The 20,795-nt window shown below is 33.0% G+C and carries 18 protein-coding genes; 9 read left to right on the plus strand and 9 right to left on the minus strand.

Annotation, left to right across the window (positions count from 1 at the left end):
• Positions 1 to 20: 20 nt before the first annotated feature.
• From IMCC3317_RS18770 to IMCC3317_RS18780, 3 genes are all read right to left on the minus strand, one after another.
• Complete coding sequence (locus tag IMCC3317_RS18770) at positions 21 to 1,259, minus strand: RNA polymerase sigma factor (protein ID WP_160131018.1); 1,239 nt, start codon at positions 1,257 to 1,259, stop codon at positions 21 to 23.
• 3 nt (positions 1,260 to 1,262) lie between these two features.
• Complete coding sequence (locus tag IMCC3317_RS18775) at positions 1,263 to 1,613, minus strand: YciI family protein (RefSeq protein WP_160131019.1); 351 nt, start codon at positions 1,611 to 1,613, stop codon at positions 1,263 to 1,265.
• Positions 1,614 to 1,705: 92 nt separating this feature from the next.
• Positions 1,706 to 2,476 carry an SGNH/GDSL hydrolase family protein gene (locus IMCC3317_RS18780; RefSeq protein ID WP_160131020.1) on the minus strand — a complete coding sequence of 257 codons (771 nt, stop codon included), beginning with the start codon at positions 2,474 to 2,476 and terminating at the stop codon, positions 1,706 to 1,708.
• A 93-nt stretch (positions 2,477 to 2,569) separates the two neighbouring features.
• Here IMCC3317_RS18780 and IMCC3317_RS18785 point away from each other — a divergent pair, with 93 nt between their 5' ends.
• Genes IMCC3317_RS18785 through IMCC3317_RS18800 form a run of 4 tightly spaced genes read left to right on the plus strand, consistent with a single transcriptional unit; the run spans position 2,570 to position 5,972 of the window.
• Entirely contained in the window at positions 2,570 to 2,713 is a 144-nt protein-coding gene (locus IMCC3317_RS18785) for a DUF2256 domain-containing protein (protein ID WP_160131021.1), read from the plus strand.
• Positions 2,706 to 4,004, plus strand: coding sequence for a DASH family cryptochrome (locus tag IMCC3317_RS18790; protein WP_160131022.1), 1,299 nt, complete (start codon positions 2,706 to 2,708; stop codon positions 4,002 to 4,004). Before IMCC3317_RS18785 ends, IMCC3317_RS18790 begins: the two co-directional genes overlap by 8 nt.
• A gap of 9 nt (positions 4,005 to 4,013) precedes the next feature.
• On the plus strand, positions 4,014 to 5,549 hold the full coding sequence (locus IMCC3317_RS18795) for a cryptochrome/photolyase family protein (protein WP_160131023.1): 1,536 nt from the start codon (positions 4,014 to 4,016) through the stop codon (positions 5,547 to 5,549).
• Positions 5,550 to 5,561: 12 nt separating this feature from the next.
• Positions 5,562 to 5,972: a DUF2452 domain-containing protein gene (locus tag IMCC3317_RS18800; RefSeq protein WP_160131024.1), complete on the plus strand. Its 411-nt coding sequence runs from the start codon at positions 5,562 to 5,564 to the stop codon at positions 5,970 to 5,972.
• A gap of 20 nt (positions 5,973 to 5,992) precedes the next feature.
• Here IMCC3317_RS18800 and IMCC3317_RS18805 read toward each other — a convergent pair whose 3' ends face one another.
• Complete coding sequence (locus tag IMCC3317_RS18805) at positions 5,993 to 7,042, minus strand: hypothetical protein (protein WP_160131025.1); 1,050 nt, start codon at positions 7,040 to 7,042, stop codon at positions 5,993 to 5,995.
• A 129-nt stretch (positions 7,043 to 7,171) separates the two neighbouring features.
• A complete protein-coding gene (locus tag IMCC3317_RS18810) occupies positions 7,172 to 8,485 on the minus strand; it encodes an aryl-sulfate sulfotransferase (protein ID WP_160131026.1) in 1,314 nt (437 codons plus the stop codon).
• A gap of 490 nt (positions 8,486 to 8,975) precedes the next feature.
• Between IMCC3317_RS18810 and IMCC3317_RS18815 the strand changes: the two genes are divergently transcribed.
• Positions 8,976 to 9,677, plus strand: a complete 702-nt coding sequence (locus IMCC3317_RS18815; protein WP_160131027.1) for a zinc-dependent peptidase — start codon at positions 8,976 to 8,978, stop codon at positions 9,675 to 9,677.
• Here IMCC3317_RS18815 and IMCC3317_RS18820 read toward each other — a convergent pair.
• The gene (locus tag IMCC3317_RS18820; RefSeq protein ID WP_160131028.1) at positions 9,674 to 10,330 is read right to left on the minus strand and encodes a sensor histidine kinase; all 657 of its coding nucleotides are present in this window, start codon (positions 10,328 to 10,330) and stop codon (positions 9,674 to 9,676) included. The two genes, IMCC3317_RS18815 and IMCC3317_RS18820, sit on opposite strands and share 4 nt — an antisense overlap.
• Before the next feature lie 548 nt (positions 10,331 to 10,878).
• Here IMCC3317_RS18820 and IMCC3317_RS18825 point away from each other — a divergent pair.
• Genes IMCC3317_RS18825 through IMCC3317_RS23850 form a run of 4 tightly spaced genes read left to right on the plus strand, consistent with a single transcriptional unit; the run spans position 10,879 to position 17,762 of the window.
• Positions 10,879 to 11,661, plus strand: a complete 783-nt coding sequence (locus tag IMCC3317_RS18825) for a T9SS type A sorting domain-containing protein (protein ID WP_160131029.1) — start codon at positions 10,879 to 10,881, stop codon at positions 11,659 to 11,661.
• 49 nt (positions 11,662 to 11,710) lie between these two features.
• Positions 11,711 to 13,924 (plus strand): thrombospondin type 3 repeat-containing protein, encoded by a 2,214-nt coding sequence (locus tag IMCC3317_RS23845; RefSeq protein ID WP_160131030.1) that lies wholly within the window; start codon positions 11,711 to 11,713, stop codon positions 13,922 to 13,924.
• 21 nt (positions 13,925 to 13,945) lie between these two features.
• Complete coding sequence (locus IMCC3317_RS18835) at positions 13,946 to 16,141, plus strand: thrombospondin type 3 repeat-containing protein (RefSeq protein ID WP_228054850.1); 2,196 nt, start codon at positions 13,946 to 13,948, stop codon at positions 16,139 to 16,141.
• Between the two features lie 16 nt (positions 16,142 to 16,157).
• Positions 16,158 to 17,762: a thrombospondin type 3 repeat-containing protein gene (locus IMCC3317_RS23850; protein WP_160131032.1), complete on the plus strand. Its 1,605-nt coding sequence runs from the start codon at positions 16,158 to 16,160 to the stop codon at positions 17,760 to 17,762.
• Positions 17,763 to 17,949: 187 nt separating this feature from the next.
• Here IMCC3317_RS23850 and rpe read toward each other — a convergent pair whose 3' ends face one another.
• From rpe to IMCC3317_RS18855, 3 genes are all read right to left on the minus strand, one after another.
• On the minus strand, positions 17,950 to 18,609 hold the full coding sequence (gene rpe, locus IMCC3317_RS18845; protein WP_160131033.1) for a ribulose-phosphate 3-epimerase: 660 nt from the start codon (positions 18,607 to 18,609) through the stop codon (positions 17,950 to 17,952).
• Between the two features lie 141 nt (positions 18,610 to 18,750).
• Positions 18,751 to 19,614 carry a sigma-70 family RNA polymerase sigma factor gene (locus tag IMCC3317_RS18850; protein WP_007096854.1) on the minus strand — a complete coding sequence of 288 codons (864 nt, stop codon included), beginning with the start codon at positions 19,612 to 19,614 and terminating at the stop codon, positions 18,751 to 18,753.
• Positions 19,615 to 19,750: 136 nt separating this feature from the next.
• Complete coding sequence (locus IMCC3317_RS18855) at positions 19,751 to 20,512, minus strand: 7-carboxy-7-deazaguanine synthase QueE (protein ID WP_160131034.1); 762 nt, start codon at positions 20,510 to 20,512, stop codon at positions 19,751 to 19,753.
• Between the last annotated feature and the right edge of the window lie 283 nt (positions 20,513 to 20,795).

The raw sequence follows: 20,795 nt of genomic DNA on the forward strand, positions 1-20,795 counted from the left end.
CTACAATTTTCATTTCAATTTTAAGAAGTTAAAACCATTCGTTTCCTCTGTAAATATTCTTTTTCAAGAGAATTTGTAACCGTTTTTAACGCCAAATCAAGATGTATGATAGCTTTTTCTATGTTTTCTGTAGAATGATAATAATCTGAAAGTGTTCCATAATACAAATAACTTCGTTGTTCAAAATCGGAAGCTTCAAGTTGATCTAAATAGTTTTTTGCTTTAGCGAATTTTGAATCCTGCAAACACACAACCGCCATTGTCAATACGTGAATCGGAATTGGTTGCATTTCGTACAAAAACTCATACCAATACAAAATTTTTTCCCAATCGGTTTCTTCAAAATTTGAAGCGCGTAAATGTTCGGCGGCAATAGCGGCTTCGTAATGATAACAAGAATATTCAGTATTTTGAACCGCTTTATTCATTATTGTATTTCCGAGTTGAATTAATGGTAAATGCCACAAACTGCGATCTTGATGTTTTAAATCGAGAATTTCATTTGACGAATTTATTTTCGCTTCCAAACGTGCTGAATGAAAACACATCAATGCAAACAAAGCGTACGCAGCGGAAGTTCGTGTATGTTCGTTTTTGAGCAACATTTTGCACAATCGCATGGCTTCACCGCACAATTCTTTCCGAATCAAGGTTTCTTTTGCATTGGAATGAAAACCTTCATTAAAAATCAAATACAAAACTTCCATGACGCTTTCCAAACGTTCGGGCAATGCTTTTCCTTGCGGAATGTGAAATTTAATAGTTCCTTTTTGAATCGTTTTTCGTGCGCGAGACAATCGTTTTTTTACGGTTTCTTCTTTGGTTAACAATGCAGAAGAAATCTCTTTAATGCTAAAACCTGAAACTGTTTTCAGTGCAAACGAAATTCGATCACGCGGATCTAAATTTGGATGACACGCCGTAAAAATCATACGCAATTGTGCATCTTCAATTTCAGGATCTAAAAAAAGTTCGTTTACAGCAATAAAATCGCGACTTTGCTGCAAATTGGGAAGTAGTTTTCTGTCCGCTTTCAGTTTCCTGAAAATATCCAAAACTCTGTTTTTAGCCGCTTTCGTTAACCAAGCTTCTGGATTCTCAGGTTGTTGTTTTCGCCACGAAATGCTGGCTTTTACAAACGTATCTTGTACGGCATCTTCAATAATTTCAAGATTGGAAAGTCCAAAAATTCGAGTTAACACAGAGACCATTTTTCCACTGTGATGTCGGAATAAATGGTCTATGAGTTTTGATTCCATTTCTTAATGATGTTCAAAAACGGTTACTTCTCTGATGTCAACAGTTCCGTCTAAATCGTAATCGGGAAAATCTTGTGCAATTTCTTGTACAGCGTCAAAATCTTTGGCAACAACGATGTAATAACCGCCAATTATTTCTTTCACTTCCGCAGAAGTAATATCAGTTACGGTTCTATTTTTACCAACAATTCTACGAATTTGAGGATTCAACGCGTTTCCTCCACGAAGAATTCCTGCTTCTTCCATTTTATTTCCCCAAGCAAACCATTTTCCCATTCGGTTTTGTAATTCCTCTGGCGAAAGCCCTAAATCAGCGTAATCTGCTCCAGTGAAAATCATCATAAATTCTTTCATAATTTTGTGTTTTTATAGATTTATATCTCTAAGACGTTTCCCAAAAGATAAAAGAGGACATATTTTTTAACTATTTTTCTAAAATGATTTATTCAAGTTAAAATCTTTTCTTCCAACATATAATTCGCCACATCTTTTGCCCAAATTTGATATGCAAATTCTGACGGATGTATGCCATCGCTGAAAAAATCGGCAGTTGTTGCGTCTAAATTCATACTTTCAATATACTCATTAAATACAATGGGTTTTGAATAGTAATGCACATTGTCAAAATCGTTCACAACTTTTTTGAGTTCTTTGCTAAAGTGTAACACTAAATTTCCCATCACAAATTTAATCGTATTTGTAAATGCAGGAAACTCTTTAATTGGCGGCATATTGATGAAAAAAATGGGCGTTTCGGGATATTTTTCACGAAGTGTAGCAATCAATTCTCGAATAGCTCTATTCCATTTTTTAGGAGAATTTAATTTAAAACTATCATTTCCGCCAAGTCCAATGACAATGATATCCGCAAACTTTTCATGAATGTTTTGAATGATTTTTTCTTTGACACGTTTTGCTGTATATCCGCTTTTTGCATACACTTTCCATGAAATATTTTTGACTAATTTTTCGGATAATGCTTTCGCGAGCGTTCCCGTAAATCCATTTTCATGTGTAGTTGCGCCAACGCCAGCAATCGTGCTTTCGCCAATAGTAATTAATTGAAAAGTTTGATTGCTTGAAACGGTGCAAATTCCTTCAATTCCTGTTGCTTCAGGTAATTGCGGAATCGTTTTTTGAATTTTCTTTCCTTGAAAATATAAAATCGGCAACAACGGAATGGAAACAATCGCGCCAAGCGTATACTTAATATTCATAATCATTTCAAATTAGCGTTCTAAATATACAAATTTCAACTTTGAAAAACATTTTGTTTAATTATTTAGTATATTTGTTAAACAAAATAAAATATGAAGAAAACGCACTTGCCATCAAAATTATGTAAAGTTTGCCAATTACCTTTTAATTGGCGAAAAAAGTGGGAACGCGTTTGGGACGAAGTTCAATATTGTAGCGAACGCTGTCGCAGAAATAAAAATAAAAAAGATGACTAAAACAGGTTTGGTTTGGTTCAGAAATGATTTGCGGATTCACGATCAAATTTCGTTGGTAAAAGCTGCCAAAGAAAATGATTTTGTGATGGCAATTTATTGTTTTGATCCGCGTCATTTTGAAAAAGATCGGTTTGGATTTGTGAAAACAGAGAAATACCGAGCGCAATTTTTGATTGAATCTGTTGAAAGTTTACAAGTAGCATTGAACGATTTGAATATTTCGCTTTTTATTCATGTTGGAAAGCCTGAAAATTTAATTCCTGAATTTATAAAATTGCATAAAATTACGTCTGTGTATTTACAAAAAGAATGGACTTCGGAAGAAGTTGAAGTTTTTGAAAATGTAAAGTCAAACGTTGAAACGGAAATAAATTTCATTGAAAGTTACGATCAGTTTTTGTATCATCCAGCAGATATTCCGTATGAAATTGAGAAGATTCCGCAAGTTTTCACAGGATTTCGAAAGAAGTGTGAGAAATACGCAAACATTCGTCCGATAGAAACAGTTGCAAAAATGGTAGCAACAAACCGTGTGGCGCATCTCACGAAAGTGCCAACATTGAAAGTATTAGGATTAACCGAATTTGAACAAGACGCACGAACCGCTTTTCCCTTTAATGGTGGCGAAAAAGCAAGTTTGCAACGTTTGAAAAATTATACTTGGGAAACCAAAAAGTTATCTTATTATAAGCAAACACGAAACGGATTGGTTGGAAAAGATTATAGTTCTAAATTCTCCGCTTGGTTAGCAAATGGAAGTTTATCGCCACGAATGATTTACCACGAAATTCAAAAATACGAATCAGAAATTGTAAAGAATCAATCGACCTATTGGATGATTTTTGAATTGATTTGGCGCGACTTTTTTAAATATATTTCTCTAAAACACGAAAATAATATTTTTAAGTTGGAAGGAATTTTGCATAAAACCTACGATTGGAATCGAGATCAAAAATTAATTCAACAATGGATTGATGGCGAAACTGCTGAACCTTTTGTAAACGCAAATATGTTAGAATTGAAACACACAGGTTGGATGAGCAATCGCGGACGCCAAAATGTAGCTTCGTATTTTGCCAAAACTTTGCAACTAGATTGGCGAATTGGCGCAGCATATTTTGAATCTTTATTACTCGATTATGACGTTCACAGCAATTACGGAAATTGGTTGTATGTTGCTGGCGTTGGAAACGATCCGAGGAATAGAACGTTTAATGTGAAGCTTCAGGCAGAACGATATGACGCGAATAAGAAGTTTCAAAACCTTTGGTTACAAACAAGTTTATTTTAGAAAAAACATATGAAAACACTTCGATTTATACTTGGCGATCAACTGAATCATGAACATTCTTGGTATCAAAATACCGATGCGGAAGTTGTGTATTTTATGGCTGAAATGAAACAAGAAACGAATTATGTAAAACATCATATTCAAAAAGTGGTGGCGTTTTTTAAAAGTATGCGTTCGTTTTCAGATTGGTTGCAACGTGAAAACCACAACGTTGTATATTTTACGTTGGATTCTGAAAAAAATCAACACGATTTGGTAGCCAATTTGAAACTTCTCATTAAAGAACACAACATAGAAAAGTTTGAATATCAGTTGCCTGACGAATATCGTTTGGATGTGCAATTGAAGTCATTTTGTCAAGAAGTTTCTATTGAAACAGAAGTTTATGACACGGAACATTTTTTAACGTCACGAACCGATTTTGCAGAATTCTTTGAAGGAAAGAAACAATTTGTAATGGAATATTTTTATCGCGATATGCGAAAGAAATACGATATTATGATGCTTACGGAGAAAAATCCGGAAGGAGGAAAGTGGAATTTTGACCAAAGTAATCGTAAGAAGTGGAAAGGATTGCCCGAAATTCCGCCAGAAAAACAACTTAAAAATTCGGTTTCAGCTATTTATGAAATGATTCAGAAAGCCGAAATTGAAACGATTGGAAGTATTGATGTTGCTAATTTTCCTTGGACGACAAATAGAGAAGATTCTTTAGATTTGTTGGATTATTTTTGTGATGAATTGTTGGTTCATTTTGGCGATTATCAAGATGCAATGCACACAGAAGAACGTTTTTTATTTCACAGTCGATTGTCATTTGCGATGAATTCAAAAATGTTACATCCGAAAGAAGTAATAGAAACTGTAATTTCCTATTGGCGAGCAAATAAAGAAACAATTGATATTTCGCAAGTAGAAGGTTTTGTTCGACAAATTTTGGGTTGGCGAGAATATATGCGCGGAATGTATTGGAAACAAATGCCAAATTATAGAACTTTGAATGCCTTAAATAATACAAATTCGCTTCCAGATTTTTATTGGACAGGAAATACGAAGATGAATTGTTTGAAACACGCAATTACGCAAAGTTTGGAAAACGCGTATGCGCATCATATTCAACGTTTGATGATTACAGGAAATTTTGCGTTGCTGACACAAATGCATCCTGACGCGGTTGACGAATGGTATTTAGGTATTTATATTGACGCGATAGAATGGGTTGAAATTACCAATACACGCGGCATGAGTCAGTTTGCAGATGGCGGATTGGTTGCGACAAAACCGTATGTTTCTAGCGGAAGCTATATTAATAAAATGAGCAATTACTGCAAAGGTTGCGCCTATAAAGTGTCTAAAAAAACGGAGGAAAATGCATGTCCATTCAATTCGTTATATTGGAATTTTTTAGACGAGAAAAGAGAATATTTGAAAGATAATCAACGCATGACAATGATGTTTAGTTTGTTAGATAAAATGGACAAAACAAAGTTAGAAGCGTTAAAAAATAGAGCACAAGCAATCATCGCGAATCCTGATGATTATTAAAAGAAAAAGAACATGCAAGAAGAAGATAAAAAGCCAGATAATGTAGTTTTTGACGAAGAAACGCAAAAATATGATGCGGCGTTAAAACCATATGCAACAGGCGTTGGTGCGCCTGTAATTACCACACCAGATACAGTCACGTGGAAAAATGTCAATATTGATAAAGTAAATAAGCAAGTAAAGGCGAAGTACGAGGAACTCAAAGCTGAGTACGATGCGTTGATGGAAAAGTTTGAGTATAATAACTTGATTTACAGCGCGAAGTTTAATTTTGAGCCAATTGTTGGTGAGATTTATCATTTGTATCGTGATAAAAAGCAACAATCATTTTTGTCTATTATTGCACCAAATCAATGTCGTTTTGATTATGTACAAAGCTTTCGCTTGAATGCGGATAAGATGTGGGAAGTTATAGGTGATTAAATAATTAAATGATTTAAAAATTAAAGTATTGAAAGATTGGCTTTTGTTTCTTTTTGAAGATTCAAAGCGGTATCAACATACGTTTTAAAAGCTACATCTTTGTCAACATGAAGTGCCAATTTTGTGAACTGTTTTTTAATACCGAATAGTCCGTGAAGTGTTTGTTCGTTGTGAATTTCTATTAGAATATTGTGACTTTCCATTTCGCCCAATAAGGAAAACCGCATACTATTATCTTCTTCTGTGAATGATTTTTTATAAAGTTTTATTTCTTTGATTTCACTTAGCGGAATTTCGGCTTCATGCATAATTCCGTAACGTAAAAGCAAGGTGTCTTTTGTAACTTCAATTGGTCGTTTTGTCATCGATCTTACAAATCCAAATATTTGAAAACCTGAATAGATACTTAAAATTGTCAAAATCCACGCAACGATAGGATTCCACATTGCCAGCAAAAAGTGAATTGGTACAGTTTCAATCGCGATAAGCATAATGAACATATAAAACAATGTGATTGAGCCACTTTCTTTGTGATAGCTAAATTCGTTTTCGGCTAATTTTCTACGTTTCCAATTGAAAAATCCATAGTAAAAAACCGCAATTTCAGTAGCAAAAGGAATTACAATTGGTTTCGGAAGTATTTCTGCACATGTTTTTTTTAAGGTAGTGAAAAAATCCAGCGTACTGTTTTCTTGTGATTTATGAAAAAGGATTGCTTTTCGCATTTTTACAATGACAAAAGTGACAACACTAATTTCTATGATTGGAAGAAACCACGTTTTAAAAAAGTTGAGGTATTGATGATTTGTTTCTGGCAATACAAAGATTCCAATGAGCAAACCAACAATCATCATTGGGACAATTGTTGTTTTGGGAATGGTAGTTTTTCGAATTAATAAGAAGTAAATAATCGGAATTGTGACTAATAAATCGAGCGAAATCCCTAAAGTTAAAATATCGGTATTTGCTTGAAAGTACGGTGATTTTACATAAATAATAAGAATGGAAAATAATAAGGCAGGAATTCCAAATCGTACGAAGTTTCGGTTGAATAGCTGTGTAATGTTCATACGTTTCTTTTTTGCTTTGGTACTAAAAGTTAGTGCATAAAATTATGCATACGTTACAAAAAAAAGCTAGTATTATTTTTATGTGATACTCATATTTGCAATTAACTCGTCTGAGCGAAATTTTATGTATTAAAATCCAAAATTTGCCAATCTAGGATCGTCTACTTCAAAATCGTACGCTCTCCAAAAACCTGCGCCATCGCCGCCATTGTATTTCCAAACAATTTCTTTTTCAGGAGTGATTTCCCAAAAACCAAAATCACCTTCACAGATTAATGTGTTTCCATTGGATAAACGTTCAGCACCAGATATTTTATTAGAGAATATATCTGTGTTTTCATACGACCAAACTAAATTTGGTTCATTGTCAACATCTGGCGTAAGCGTAAAAGTTGCGGGCATTTCAAGTTCTAATACTTTGGAAAAACCTGCGCTTAATCCGTTTACGTACAATAGAATGTTTCCTTCTCCTGGAACGCCATTTTCTAATAAATTTGGATAGTGATTGCGATCACTTCGCACTTCTCCAACGGTATTGTCATATGCTAATGGATTTCCAAATCGGTATAATAAATCGCCACCTTTTCCGTAATTTCCGCCAGTACTTGTGGTAGCTTCTGCGGTAGTTGTGCTGTGATCTATAACCCAAACTTCACTAAAAAAGTTGACACTTAAATAAATGACATCTTTGGTTTCATCATAATCAAAACCATTTGCGTGCATGATATCGCCGTTACTTGCTGGATTGTAATTGATGTGTATTTTGTGTGGATTTTGACTTACAACACCATAATTTAAAAGTGCTGGATCTTCATCTTGAACGATGTGTTCCCAACTTCTCCATTCCCAAACAATTGAGTTTGTGGTAGGATTGATTTCCATGATTTTTTCTGTATAAATATTGCCACTATTTATAGAACCATGTGGTTCTTGGATGGTTTCGCTAATACGTTCCCAAACTAATAATAATACATTTCCATTTGGCAACATTTCTACATCATGATGCAAAACAAAATCATCAGAACTTAAAAAATACTCCCAATCTACCGAACCATCTGAGTTTAAGATTTTCACTTTTCCGCCATGACCACCAAATATAATTGTAGCAGCAGGATCTTTAAAAATTCCTAGCATTTTTCCGTTGGGCAAAATCTCTAAGTCATTCCCTAAACGATCATCAAATGTAAATTCATGTACTTTCTGACCAGTTTTGTCAAGTAAAAAAGCCGAATCAGAACCGTTTACAACAGCAAGTGTGAGATTGTTATGAATTTTGTCCGCTACGTATATTTCTACTTCATTAGTCAGTGAAACTGGATTAGGATCAGGAGTTGGATTTGGATCGGAAGCAACTGGCGTTATCGTATTGTCATCGTCAGAACAGCTAACAAATGCAAACAGAAGTGCGAATGCAATATATTTTATGGTTGGTGTAATTTTCATTATCAGTCTTAATTAGATTTTATAAAAGTATGGAATTATACAATAAATTACATAGTAAACTAATGTGGTTTTTATTTTTTAACTAATTTATACCAAGTAAACTTTAAAATGACAGTTTAAAATCGTTTCTATTTCCTTTATGTTTCAACATAAAACAGAACCGTAGCTATGGCTATGCTTTCTATATCACATAAAGCAACTATAATTCAATTTTTTATCAATCATTTTAAAATCCATTTGGTATTACTTTTTAAATACGCCTATTTTTCAATTGATTACTATTTTTTATTGTCCAAAGTGGCTTGCGAATACTTTATATAGAACTCTGATTAATTTTCATAACTATTGTACATTTTATAACGTAGAATAATTATTTTAGCTATCTAATTTTAGTATTAACCAATACCGAGTACTGTTACTGCGTGTATTTTTTAAATTTTCACTATTGCTTCTACACCTTATTAAAGGATTTTTTTATAGATCAACAAATATGCATCGTTTTGTGTTGTTTGCGGATGCGTTTACTGAAAAGCAGCGCGCTATTATTGTAAAAGAAATATCATTTTATAGTAAATTGACGCCAAAAGAGCAACGTGTTTTTGAACATAGAGTTTTACGATTTATTCGCTATCATACATTTGTTGGGCGTGAAAATTTGTTTGTTACAGAACGAATGCAATTGTTGATTTCTGCAACAGCAATTATGCTTACGTTTGGTTTTAGCAGGTATTTATTGTCGAAGTTTGAAACGATTTTGGTATATCCGGAGCATTATTTTTCTAATGTTACAAAGCAATTTCATAAAGGAGAAGCAAATCCAACCTATAAAACTATTGTATTTTCTTGGGAAGATTTTGAAGAAGGAATTAAAATTGAAGATGATAATCTAAATTTAGGAATTCATGAACTTACACATGCATTGCACTTTAGTTTTTTGACAGAAGATAGTTATCATGCATCACATTTTTTAAAACATTATAAACTACTATTACTTTCATTGCGAAAAAAAGAGGCGCAAAAACGTTTGATTGAAATGAAATATTTGCGTGAGTATGCGTTTGAAAATCAGTACGAGTTTTTATCAGTTTTGATTGAACATTTCTTTGAAACACCAGATGAATTCAGATCAAAATTACCTAACATTTATAATCGTGTGAAACTCATGCTAAACATGAAGGTTGAAGGTTTTTAAATTTGAATAAGCGGAACTCTAAGACAACTTCGTGTACCTAAAGCCATTCCTGTGTCATTTCGTAGCGTTCGCACGTGCAGAAGCTTCTTTTCGCATTGATTGCCATTGATAATTTTTAAGCGTTCATTTATATTTTCTAGTGAGATTCCAGAAGATTCATTCAATTCACTTTTTGTTTTTGTAATTCCGTCGCCATTGTCAGTTATACAAACATAAAGCATCTCCTTTTCTAACGTAATTGAAATCGTTAATTCGCCTTTTCCTGTTCGTTTTTTACCTTTCAAACCATGTAAAATTGCATTTTCAATTAATGGTTGAAAAATTAATGGAGGCACTTTCGTGTACTGCAAATCGTCTTTTAGTGCTTCATCAATCTTGATAGTATATTTGAAACCTTTATCAAAAAGGTCTTTTTGCAATTCGATATATAATCGTGAAATTTCAATTTCATCTAGCAAATCAATCATTTTACATTTGGTAGATTTTTGAACTAATCCGTACAAACGTGAAAGTCTATTGAGCCAGTTTATAGACTGATTCACATTTCCCTTGGTAATAGAGTTACAAATACTTTGAATCGCATTATTTATAAAATGCGGATTCATTTGAGAATTTAAAAGATCATATCTTAACGATAATTCATTTGATGACATGTGCAATACATTTTTTAGTTTATAATTTGTTGTGCGGATTATTAGGGACGACCACAAATTGGTATAGGTAAATGTAACATCGTTACAGAAGATAATCAAACAGTTGTAGTGCGTTTTCCGTGAATTGGTATTCTACATTCACGGAAAGTAGAAATATAGTTTTGAGTGTAAGTGGTTGTTTTTTAACGATTTAATGTCATTTTTGTGATTTTTATGAAAAAACTAAAAAGTAGCTAAACTTGTAGTGTAAATTCATGAATTCGTACTTGAAATTCATGAATTTACACTATAATTTTTGCTGAAAAAGGTAGTAAAAAGGTAGTAAAAAGCGTAATAAATGACGTTGAAGACAGATTCTTTTGAAAAAACAGCAGTAAATTATATATTCGTTTGACTAAGTATTTTAAAGGATTTAAGCTTTTAATTACAATTTCCGGATCACTTTTTTGAGATAAATAAGGAGTTTTCTCCTTAAAATTCTTAACATTTTTTGTTTTTTTATGTAGATGAAAAATTGTAGTTTTAAGCTATTGAAATAAAGATTTTTTATGATAAGAAAAATACACGTTGGATTGCTACTATTTTTTGTAGTGCAATCGTATGGTCAAAGTCTAATAAATGATGGAGCTACAATCATGCTTCAAGAAGGTGCAATTGTTTATAGTACTGAGAGTTTTACTAATAGAAACGGCGGACAAATTAAAGGCGATGGAACCATGGATTTTGCTTCTGCAATGAATTTAGCAGTTATTAATCCGGGAGTTGTCATTGGCGATTTAAGTTTTAGTTCTTCTTTAACAAATACTTCAGATGCAGGTTTTATGATGGATATTCAAGGAACTGCAGGAATCGGAGTCGATAACGGAAACGATCATGTTTTTGTAGATGGCGATTTAGTCATAAACGGAATCCTTGATATTGCTGCGATTGATGGTTTTATGCCAGTAATAAACGATTCATTTACGATCATATCATATACAGGAGACTTATCAGGATCTTTTACAACGGTAAATTTAGGCGCAAACCTTACTGATTTTGCTGTCGATTATTCCATGTTAGGACAAATACGTTTGGTGCATCAAAGTCTATTAAGTAGGGAAGAATTCATTTTAGAATCTTTGCGTGTATTTCCAAATCCTACCAATGATTATATTTATATCAAAGCTTTGCAAAAAATAGATAAAGTAGAAGTCTATGATTTGCTAGGAAAACAAGTGTTATTGACCAATCAAACAGAAAAAGTAAACTTAGTTTCTTTAGCTAAGGGTTTGTACTTGGTAAAAGTATACAGCGGAAACGCTTCCCAAGTCAAAAAAATACAAGTAAAGTAATTCGCTTTACGATTCAACTAAAAATATAAATCGTTTATATCATTTCCCTATGAAAAAATATTATGTTCTAATTATTTGCATATTAATAAGTTACGTGAGTCAAGCACAAAATTGCGGACAATACAGTGTAGATTTATCGAGCCAGACAGAAGTTGATAATTTTGTGGCTACGTATACAGGCACTTGTAACACAATGCCTTATGATTTAACCATTTCAGGAAGCACTACTGTTGATATTTCTGGATTGTCATTTCTTACGCAAGTAAATAAAAAGCTAACAATTGCAGGTACTTCATTAACTAATTTAAATGGACTTCAAAACTTAACTTCCATTGGTTCTGTTGTATTGACAATTTCTAGTAATCCAAATTTAACTTCAATTAGTGAATTACAAGGCGTAAGTACTTCTAGTGGTACTATTAATTGGATAACGATTCTTAATAATCCTGTATTAGATAACTTAGATGGTTTGGGAAACTTAGAATTAGGACAACGATTAATTATTCGTAACTCAGGACTTACAAGTTTGGGAGGCGTAAATATCCCTAATGGATTTGAATTAATACTAGAAGATAATCCGAATATTGTAGATTTATCTGGAGGAAATATTACAGCATCAGGAGCTACGATTACTATAAAAAATAATGCTTCCTTAAATTCTCTTGCTGGTTTGGAATCGATAACATCCGTTGGAAATTTTGTTATAGAAAATAATGGACTAACAACATTGAATGGTTTGAATAATTTGGGTACAGTATATTCGATGATAATCAAAGAAAACAATAGTCTAAACTCATTAGATGGATTAAATAGCTTAAATTCTGTTGGAACTAATCTCCTAATTAACTTAAATTCAAGCCTAACTAGTATTTCTGCACTCAGTAATTTGACATCTGTAGGAAATTATATTTACGTCATAAATCATCCAAATTTAGCGTCATTAGTAGGGTTGGAAGGGGTAAATACAGTAGATGAAGTGTTGATAACAAATAATCAAGCTATTACCACTGCAGATTTTACAGCACTTACTAGTGTGACTGACTTTATCATATATAATAATAGTCAGTTGCAAAACCTAAGTATTCCAAATTTGACTACAGTCAGTAATCAACTATCTATTTACGGACATAGTTCATTACAAACAATTTCATTAAATTCAACAACAGCAACTTCAATTGGTGTGCTTAGAATCTTTACAAACCCTTCATTAACTCAGATAAATGGAATGCTAGCTAATCATGTTACTGCTTCAAATTCTGGAGGAGTTTTAATTGAAAATAACCTTGTACTTACTTCTATAGATATTTTTACAGCTCTAACAAACTATAAAAAAGTAATTACGATCAAGAATAATTCAAGTTTAGCAAATCTTGATAATCTTCAAAACTTACAAGAATCAGGTGAAATACGTATAGATGGTAATTCGGGATTGGTAAATATTGATGGCTTGCAAAGCTTGCAACTAGCAAATGATATAACGCTAAACAATAATGCTTCATTAACAACTATTGATGGTCTGCAAGGTTTACAACAATCAGGTAGTATAACGCTAAATAATAATGCTTCCTTAGCAACTATTGATGGTTTTCAAAACTTAATCAAAACAGATAATTTGACGATTAGTAATAATCAAAGTATAACGACATTAAATAATTTAGGGCAACGAATAGAAATTTTTGGAGATCTTACAGTTACAGGAAATCAAAATTTAACTGATATCGATTACCTGGAAGATCTTATAAAAATTTATGGAGACCTATCTATTACTAACAATGTAAATTTAGATGAATGTTGTGTGCTTTCTCGTTTTTATACTGATGGAGCAATCAATGGATCACTTGTTATTAGTGGAAACAATACAAATTGTGATAGTAACCGCGATGTTTTAGATAATTGTGGTGAAGATGGCGTTATTGCAAATGATAACTGTCAAGACACAAGCAACCCAGACCAAACAGATACAGACAATGATGGCGTTGGTGATGTGTGTGATAATTGTCCTTCTGTAGCCAACAACAATCAATTAGACTCAGATAATGACGGAATTGGTGATGTTTGCCAAACACTAGCAGGCGTAAATACAGGTTTTGTTGGAATCAGTACCAATACACCAATGAGTAAATTTCATGTTGAAGATGGCGACGTATTTATAAGTAACATCAATCGTGGAATTATCATGAAAACAGCAGACGGAAAATGTTTCCGTTACCAACCAGATACAAATGGTATTTTGGTTGGAAAACTAATTGCCTGTCCACAATAAAAATATAACATTGAAATGAATATGAAAAAATATTTTTTAACAACTATATTGATGCTTTTATGTATTATGATGAATTCACAAAATTATTGTGGATTTTCTAATTCATTTAGATCTCAAGGTTTTACCACACAAGCACAGATTGATTCTTTCGTTGCAAACCATGGATCATGTAATGCAATTGGTAATAGTAATTTAACTATTGGAAGTACTTCTGGTCCAAGCGATATTGTAGATATTTCTGGTTTATCTTTTCTTGTAGAGATATTACAAGGAGGACTTACTATTGCTAATACACAATTAACAACATTAGATGGACTTCAAAATTTGACCACATTGGGTAGTTATAACCATAGCATAATTATTACTGGAAATCCAAATTTGACATCTATTAGTGCTCTACAAGGTGCAACCAACAGTCCAGGAGGACTGCTAAATACTATTGTTATTAGAGACAACCCATTATTACAAAATTTGAATGGTTTAGAACTATTTTCGGTAAAAACTACATTTAACTTGGTTAACACTGGTGTAGCTTCATTGTCAGGGCTAAATCTTAGTCAAAGTTCATTATATTTTATAGCAACTGATAATCCTAATCTTGGAGATTTTTCAGGAATGACAATGGCTTCAGGAACTAATTTCGATCTAATTTCTATAAAAAATAATGCTTCTTTAAGTTCTCTTGCAGGTTTAGAATCAATAACGACCGCTGGAGAAATTATTGTAGAGAATAATGGACTTGTAACATTGAATGGTTTGAATAATTTGACTACAGTGTCTACTACACTTACAATCAAAGAGAACAATAGCCTAAACTCATTAGACGGATTAAATAGCTTGAGTTCTGTTGGAACTAATCTCCTAATAAACTTAAACTCAAACCTAACAAGTATTTCTGCACTAAGTAATTTGACATCCGTAGGAAATGATATTTACGTCATAAATCACCCAAATTTAGCGTCATTAGTAGGGTTGGAAGGGTTAAATACAGTAGATGAAGTGCAGATAACAAATAATCAAGCTATTACTGCTGCGGATTTTACAGGGCTTACTGATGTAACTAACTTTACTATATATAACAATGGTCAGTTGCAAACCCTAAGTATGCCTAATTTGACGAATGTAAGTAATCAACTATCTATTTACGGACATAGTTCATTGCAAACAATTTCACTAAACTCAACAACAGCAACTTCAATTAATAAACTTAGAGTTTTTACAAATCCTTCATTAACTCAGATAAACGGAATGCTAGCTAATCATGTGACAGCTACAAATATAGAAGGTGTTTTAATTGAAAACAATCTTACACTTACTTCCTTAGATATTCTTACAGATATAACAAACTATAAAAAAGGAATTACAATCAAGAATAATTCAAGTTTAGCAAATCTTGGTGATCTTCAAAACTTACAAGAATCTGGCGATATACGTATAGATGGTAATTCAGGATTAGTAAATATTGATGCGCTGCAAGGTTTACAAGAATCAAATAATATTACGCTAAATAATAATGCTTCCTTAGCAACTATTGATGGTTTGCAAAACTTAATCAAAACAAATAATTTAACGATTAGTAATAATCAAAGCATAACGACATTAAATAATTTAGGGCAACGAATAGAAATTTTTGGAGATCTTACAGTTACAGGAAACCAAAATTTAACAGATATCGATTATCTAGAAGATCTTATAAAAGTATATGGAGATCTATCTATTACTAACAATGTAATTTTAGATGAATGTTGTGTGCTTTCTCGTTTTTACACAGGTGGAGCACTTAATGGTTCAATAATTATAAGTGGTAATAATACAAATTGTGATAGCAATCGTGATGTTTTAGATAATTGCGGTGAAGATGGCGTCATTACAAATGACAATTGCCAAGATACGAGCAATCCAGACCAAACAGATACAGACAATGATGGCGTTGGCGATGCGTGTGATAACTGTCCTTCAGTTGCAAATAACAATCAATTAGATTCTGACAATGACGGAATTGGTGATGTTTGCCAAACACAAGCTGGCGCAAATACAGGTTTTGTTGGAATCAGTACCAATACACCAATGAGTAAACTTCACATTGAAGATGGCGATGTGTTTTTAAGTAATATCAACCGTGGGATTATTATGAAAACAGCTTCAGGAAGGTGTTTTCGCTTTCAACCTAATGAACAAGGAAAATTGGTTGGAAAAGAGGTTGCGTGTCCACAATAATAATATTAAAAAAAATATGAAAAAATATTACATCACAATTATCTTTAGTTTTATAATGTTTGTTGTACAGGCACAACCATGTTCTACAACAAACATTACTTTAAATAGTCAAGCAGAAGTAGATAGTTTTATTATCAATAATGCAGGAACATGTACAACTTCATCATTTACATTAACCGTTACGGGAAGCGATGTTGTTGATATTTCGGGTTTATCCTTTATTACTTCAGTTGGAAGAAGTTTGGTCATAGAAAATACAGGTTTGACCACGTTGGACGGACTTCAAAATATTACCGCTATTGGAAATCCTACTTTGTCATATTCCTTAACGATCAATAATAATCCAAATTTAGTATCTCTACAAGCATTAAGCGGCTTAACTTCACTAACAGAAAGTTTAATTATAACTAATAATGCGAGTTTGCCTAACTTACTCGGTTTAGAAGGTTTGGCTAGCTTGGAAGGAACAGTAACTATTACAGGCAACGCCAATTTACAATCACTAACAGGACTTGATAATTTAACTTCTTCTGATACATTTACTGTTACAAACAATCAAACATTAAACACCTTAACATTAAACGCACTTTCTACATCAAACTTTATAACAATTTATGATAATGCGCAATTGCAAACGATTAATATGCCAGGTTTGGCGACAGTTTCCGAGAGACTCATCATCAATACTAGTACTGCTTTACAAACGATTTCTTTAGGTTCAGGAGGTTTGGTTTCCATAAAAAAAATAATAATAAAAGACAATCCTGCTTTAACAGAAATAGGTGGTTTTACATTAGCAAACGATACAACAGGATATGTTCTTGAAGGTATTTTGATTCAAAACAATTTGGCACTAACATCATTGAACTTTTTCGCAAATGTTACTGAATATAGAAGCGGTATCACTATCAGGAATAATTCGAGTCTTGTTGATATGGACGATTTTCAAAATTTGAGAAAATCAGGGAGATTCATCATAAATAATAATTCAGGATTAACTTCTATGGATAACTTTGGAAATAACTTAGAAGTTTTCGGAGATTTGATTATCTCAGTAAATCAAAACTTAACAGATATATCTTATTTAGATGATGTAATCCGAATATTTGAAGATTTGAATATTAGCGGAAACCCAACCCTGGATGAATGTTGTGTTTTACAGCGTTTTTACACTAATGGAGCTGTTGTGGGAAGCATTGCTATTTATTCAAACAATGCTAACTGTAATTCCATTGATGACATTTTAGACGGTTGCGGCGAAGATGGCGTCATTGCAAATGATAACTGCCAAGACACCAGCAATCCAGATCAACTAGATTCAGATAATGACGGAATTGGTGACGCTTGTGATAATTGCGGAACTGTGGCAAATAACAATCAATTAGACAGTGATGGAGACGGAATTGGCGATGCGTGCCAAACACAAGCAGGAACAAATACAGGTTTTGTTGGCGTAAGCACAAACAACCCGTTGAGTAAATTTCATGTAGAAGATGGCGATGTATTTATCAGTAATCTCAATAGAGGAATTATCATGAAAACACCCGAAGGAAAATGTTATCGATACCAACCTAAAGAAAATGGATTATTAGTCGGGAAACAAATTACGTGTCCGCAATAATAATAGGATAAAAATCAAAACACAAAAAAAAGCTATCTGAAAAGATTTAAACAACGTCATTACGAGAAATTTTTCATTTCGAAGTAATCTGTTTGTCAGTAACTTAAACTTGACAGATTACTTCATTTCATTCGCAATGATTGCTTTTCAGACAGCCTCTTTTGTTTTTTATGATAATATTAATTTCTCAAGAAACAATCTTCTTCAAATTAGCAATAGTTGCTGTTGGGTTTTCAGACTTAAACACAAAACTTCCTGCCACTAACACATCTGCGCCAGCATCAATCAAATCTTTTGCATTCTTGTCATTTACGCCGCCATCAATTTCAATCTCTGTTGTTGCGCCTTTTTCAATTATTAAATCTTTCAATCTTTTAATTTTAGAAAATGTGTTTTCTATAAACGATTGTCCGCCAAAACCAGGATTCACACTCATAATACATACCAAATCAATATCTTTAATAACATCTTCTAACAAATTTACATTTGTATGCGGATTCAACGCAACGCCAGCTTTCATTCCAGCGGCTTTAATAGCTTGTAAAGTTCTGTGCAAATGTGGACACGCTTCGTAATGAACCGTTAAAACATTCGCGCCCAAATCTGCAAACGTCTGAATATACCGATCAGGATCAACGATCATCAAATGAACATCAATTGTTTTAGTTGCATGTTTGCTAATGGCTTTCAAAACGGGCATTCCAAAAGAAATATTCGGGACAAAAACGCCGTCCATAATATCAATATGAAACCAATCGGCTTCACTTTGGTTCACCATTTCAATATCGCGTTGTAAATTGGCAAAATCTGCGGCTAGGATAGAAGGCGCAATTCTTTTTATAGACATAACTGAGGAATTTGTTGTGTTGTTGTTTGCCAGCAAAAGTAGTATAAAATAAACGCTCCCGCAAAAGCGAGAGCGTCATTCATCAATCAAAAAACGAACAGTTATGTTATAAAAACTAAACTGCTGTGCGGTTTTAGGAATTTATCCTAAATATGTTTTTAATATTTTACTACGTGAAGTGTGTTTCAAACGACGAATCGCTTTTTCTTTAATCTGACGTACACGCTCGCGAGTTAAGTCGAAAGTCTCACCAATTTCTTCCAAGGTCATTGGATGTTGGTTTCCTAATCCGAAATACAAACGAATTACGTCTGCTTCTCTTGGTGTTAACGTCTCTAATGCACGCTCAATCTCTGTTTTTAAAGACTCATGTAATAACTCTTTATCAGGATTTGGCGATTCACCAGAATTCAATACATCGTATAAGTTAGAATCTTCTCCTTCTACAAGTGGCGCATCCATTGATACGTGACGACCTGAGTTTTTCATCGATTCTTTAACGTCATTCACAGTCATGTCTAACTCTTTTGCAATTTCTTCTGCAGAAGGAATACGTTCATGACTTTGTTCTAAATATGCGAAGGTTTTATTAATCTTGTTAATAGAACCAATTTTGTTTAATGGTAATCGAACAATACGAGATTGTTCTGCTAATGCTTGAAGGATAGATTGTCTAATCCACCATACGGCATACGAAATAAATTTAAAACCACGCGTTTCATCAAAACGTTGTGCGGCTTTAATAAGACCCAAATTCCCTTCATTGATCAAATCAGGAAGTGTTAATCCTTGATTTTGATACTGTTTTGCAACCGAAACTACGAAACGAAGGTTAGCCTTTGTTAATTTTTCTAGAGCAATCTGGTCTCCAGCCTTAATTCTTTGTGCTAATTCTACTTCCTCGTCTGCTGTAATAAGGTCAACTTTACCGATTTCTTGAAGATATTTGTCTAAGGATGCAGTTTCCCTGTTGGTAACCTGCTTGGTAATTTTAAGTTGTCTCATGTAATTTGCTTGGGATTTTAATCGTTATGCTTACGCTCTTAGTTATACGTAGCAACTATTAAAAATGTTACAGAAGTTTATGAATTATTTTAAATAAAGTGAATCTTAAAAACGTAATTAATTCATAACTAATAAATTACACGCCTCTTTTATCGCCATAAATATGTACGTGTAAGCGATCTGTATAATTAAATTGATGCTTTTTACAGATTTCTATCAGCCATTGTTGCTTTTTTTGTAATGCTTCTGGATTCGTTCCTTCGGGCATTAAATATACTTTCCGATTCGGAATTTTATAGGTTTCGCAGATTTCTAACACTTCCGTGAGATCGTTCTCAGCGGAAATCACAAACTTAAAAACTGCTTTCTCATTCGCAGAAAAGTAATTGTACGCTTCCGGTTTTTCGCGTAATTTTTTCGGATTATTAGAGTTTGCCAACTTTGGCGATACATTATATTGATGTATCAAACCTTCAAAAGTAGCATCTGGCACTAAAGTTCCGTTGGTTTCAATCTCAAAAAAATAATCAGTTGCTTTTGTGTTGAAAAACTGCATCAACTCAGATAATTCATCCAATTGCATCATTGGTTCGCCGCCAGTTAAGACAATATTTTTGCAACCACTTTTAAAAACCTCCTCGTATATTTCTTCTAGCGTAAGCGAAATAATTAGTTCGTCCATCTTATATTTCGTATACGTTGGATCTGTATCTTTTACATGTGCAAAACGCGTTTTTTCCCAATTCCATGTATAATCGGTGTCACACCAAATACAATGCAAATTGCAAAGTGACGTTCGGATAAACACACTTGGTTGCCCAATATTTTTTCCTTCTCCTTGTATGGAATGAAAAATTTCTGGTTTTCCGTCAAGATTTGCAATTTTTACTGTGGTCATAAATGATTCTTAAAAGTCGATGACAAAATTAAAGTATTCACAACAAACTATATATAGTTGCATCCGAATATGTTTAATATTTAGCTATTAAGCGGTAATAAATAACCTATTACTAGTATAATTTATCCGATTTTTTCATCAAATGAAGATTTCGGACATTAAATTTTAATAAAAAATTAAAATTTAATCCAAACTTGTGATAAGGAAAATAATCTAGAGAATTGAGCATAAATAAAATGTTAGATTTTTTCAATTTCATCCTAAGTTTCCTACTTTCACAACA

Origin of the sequence: Kordia antarctica (genome assembly GCF_009901525.1) — a bacterium.
GTDB classification, from domain to species: domain Bacteria; phylum Bacteroidota; class Bacteroidia; order Flavobacteriales; family Flavobacteriaceae; genus Kordia; species Kordia antarctica.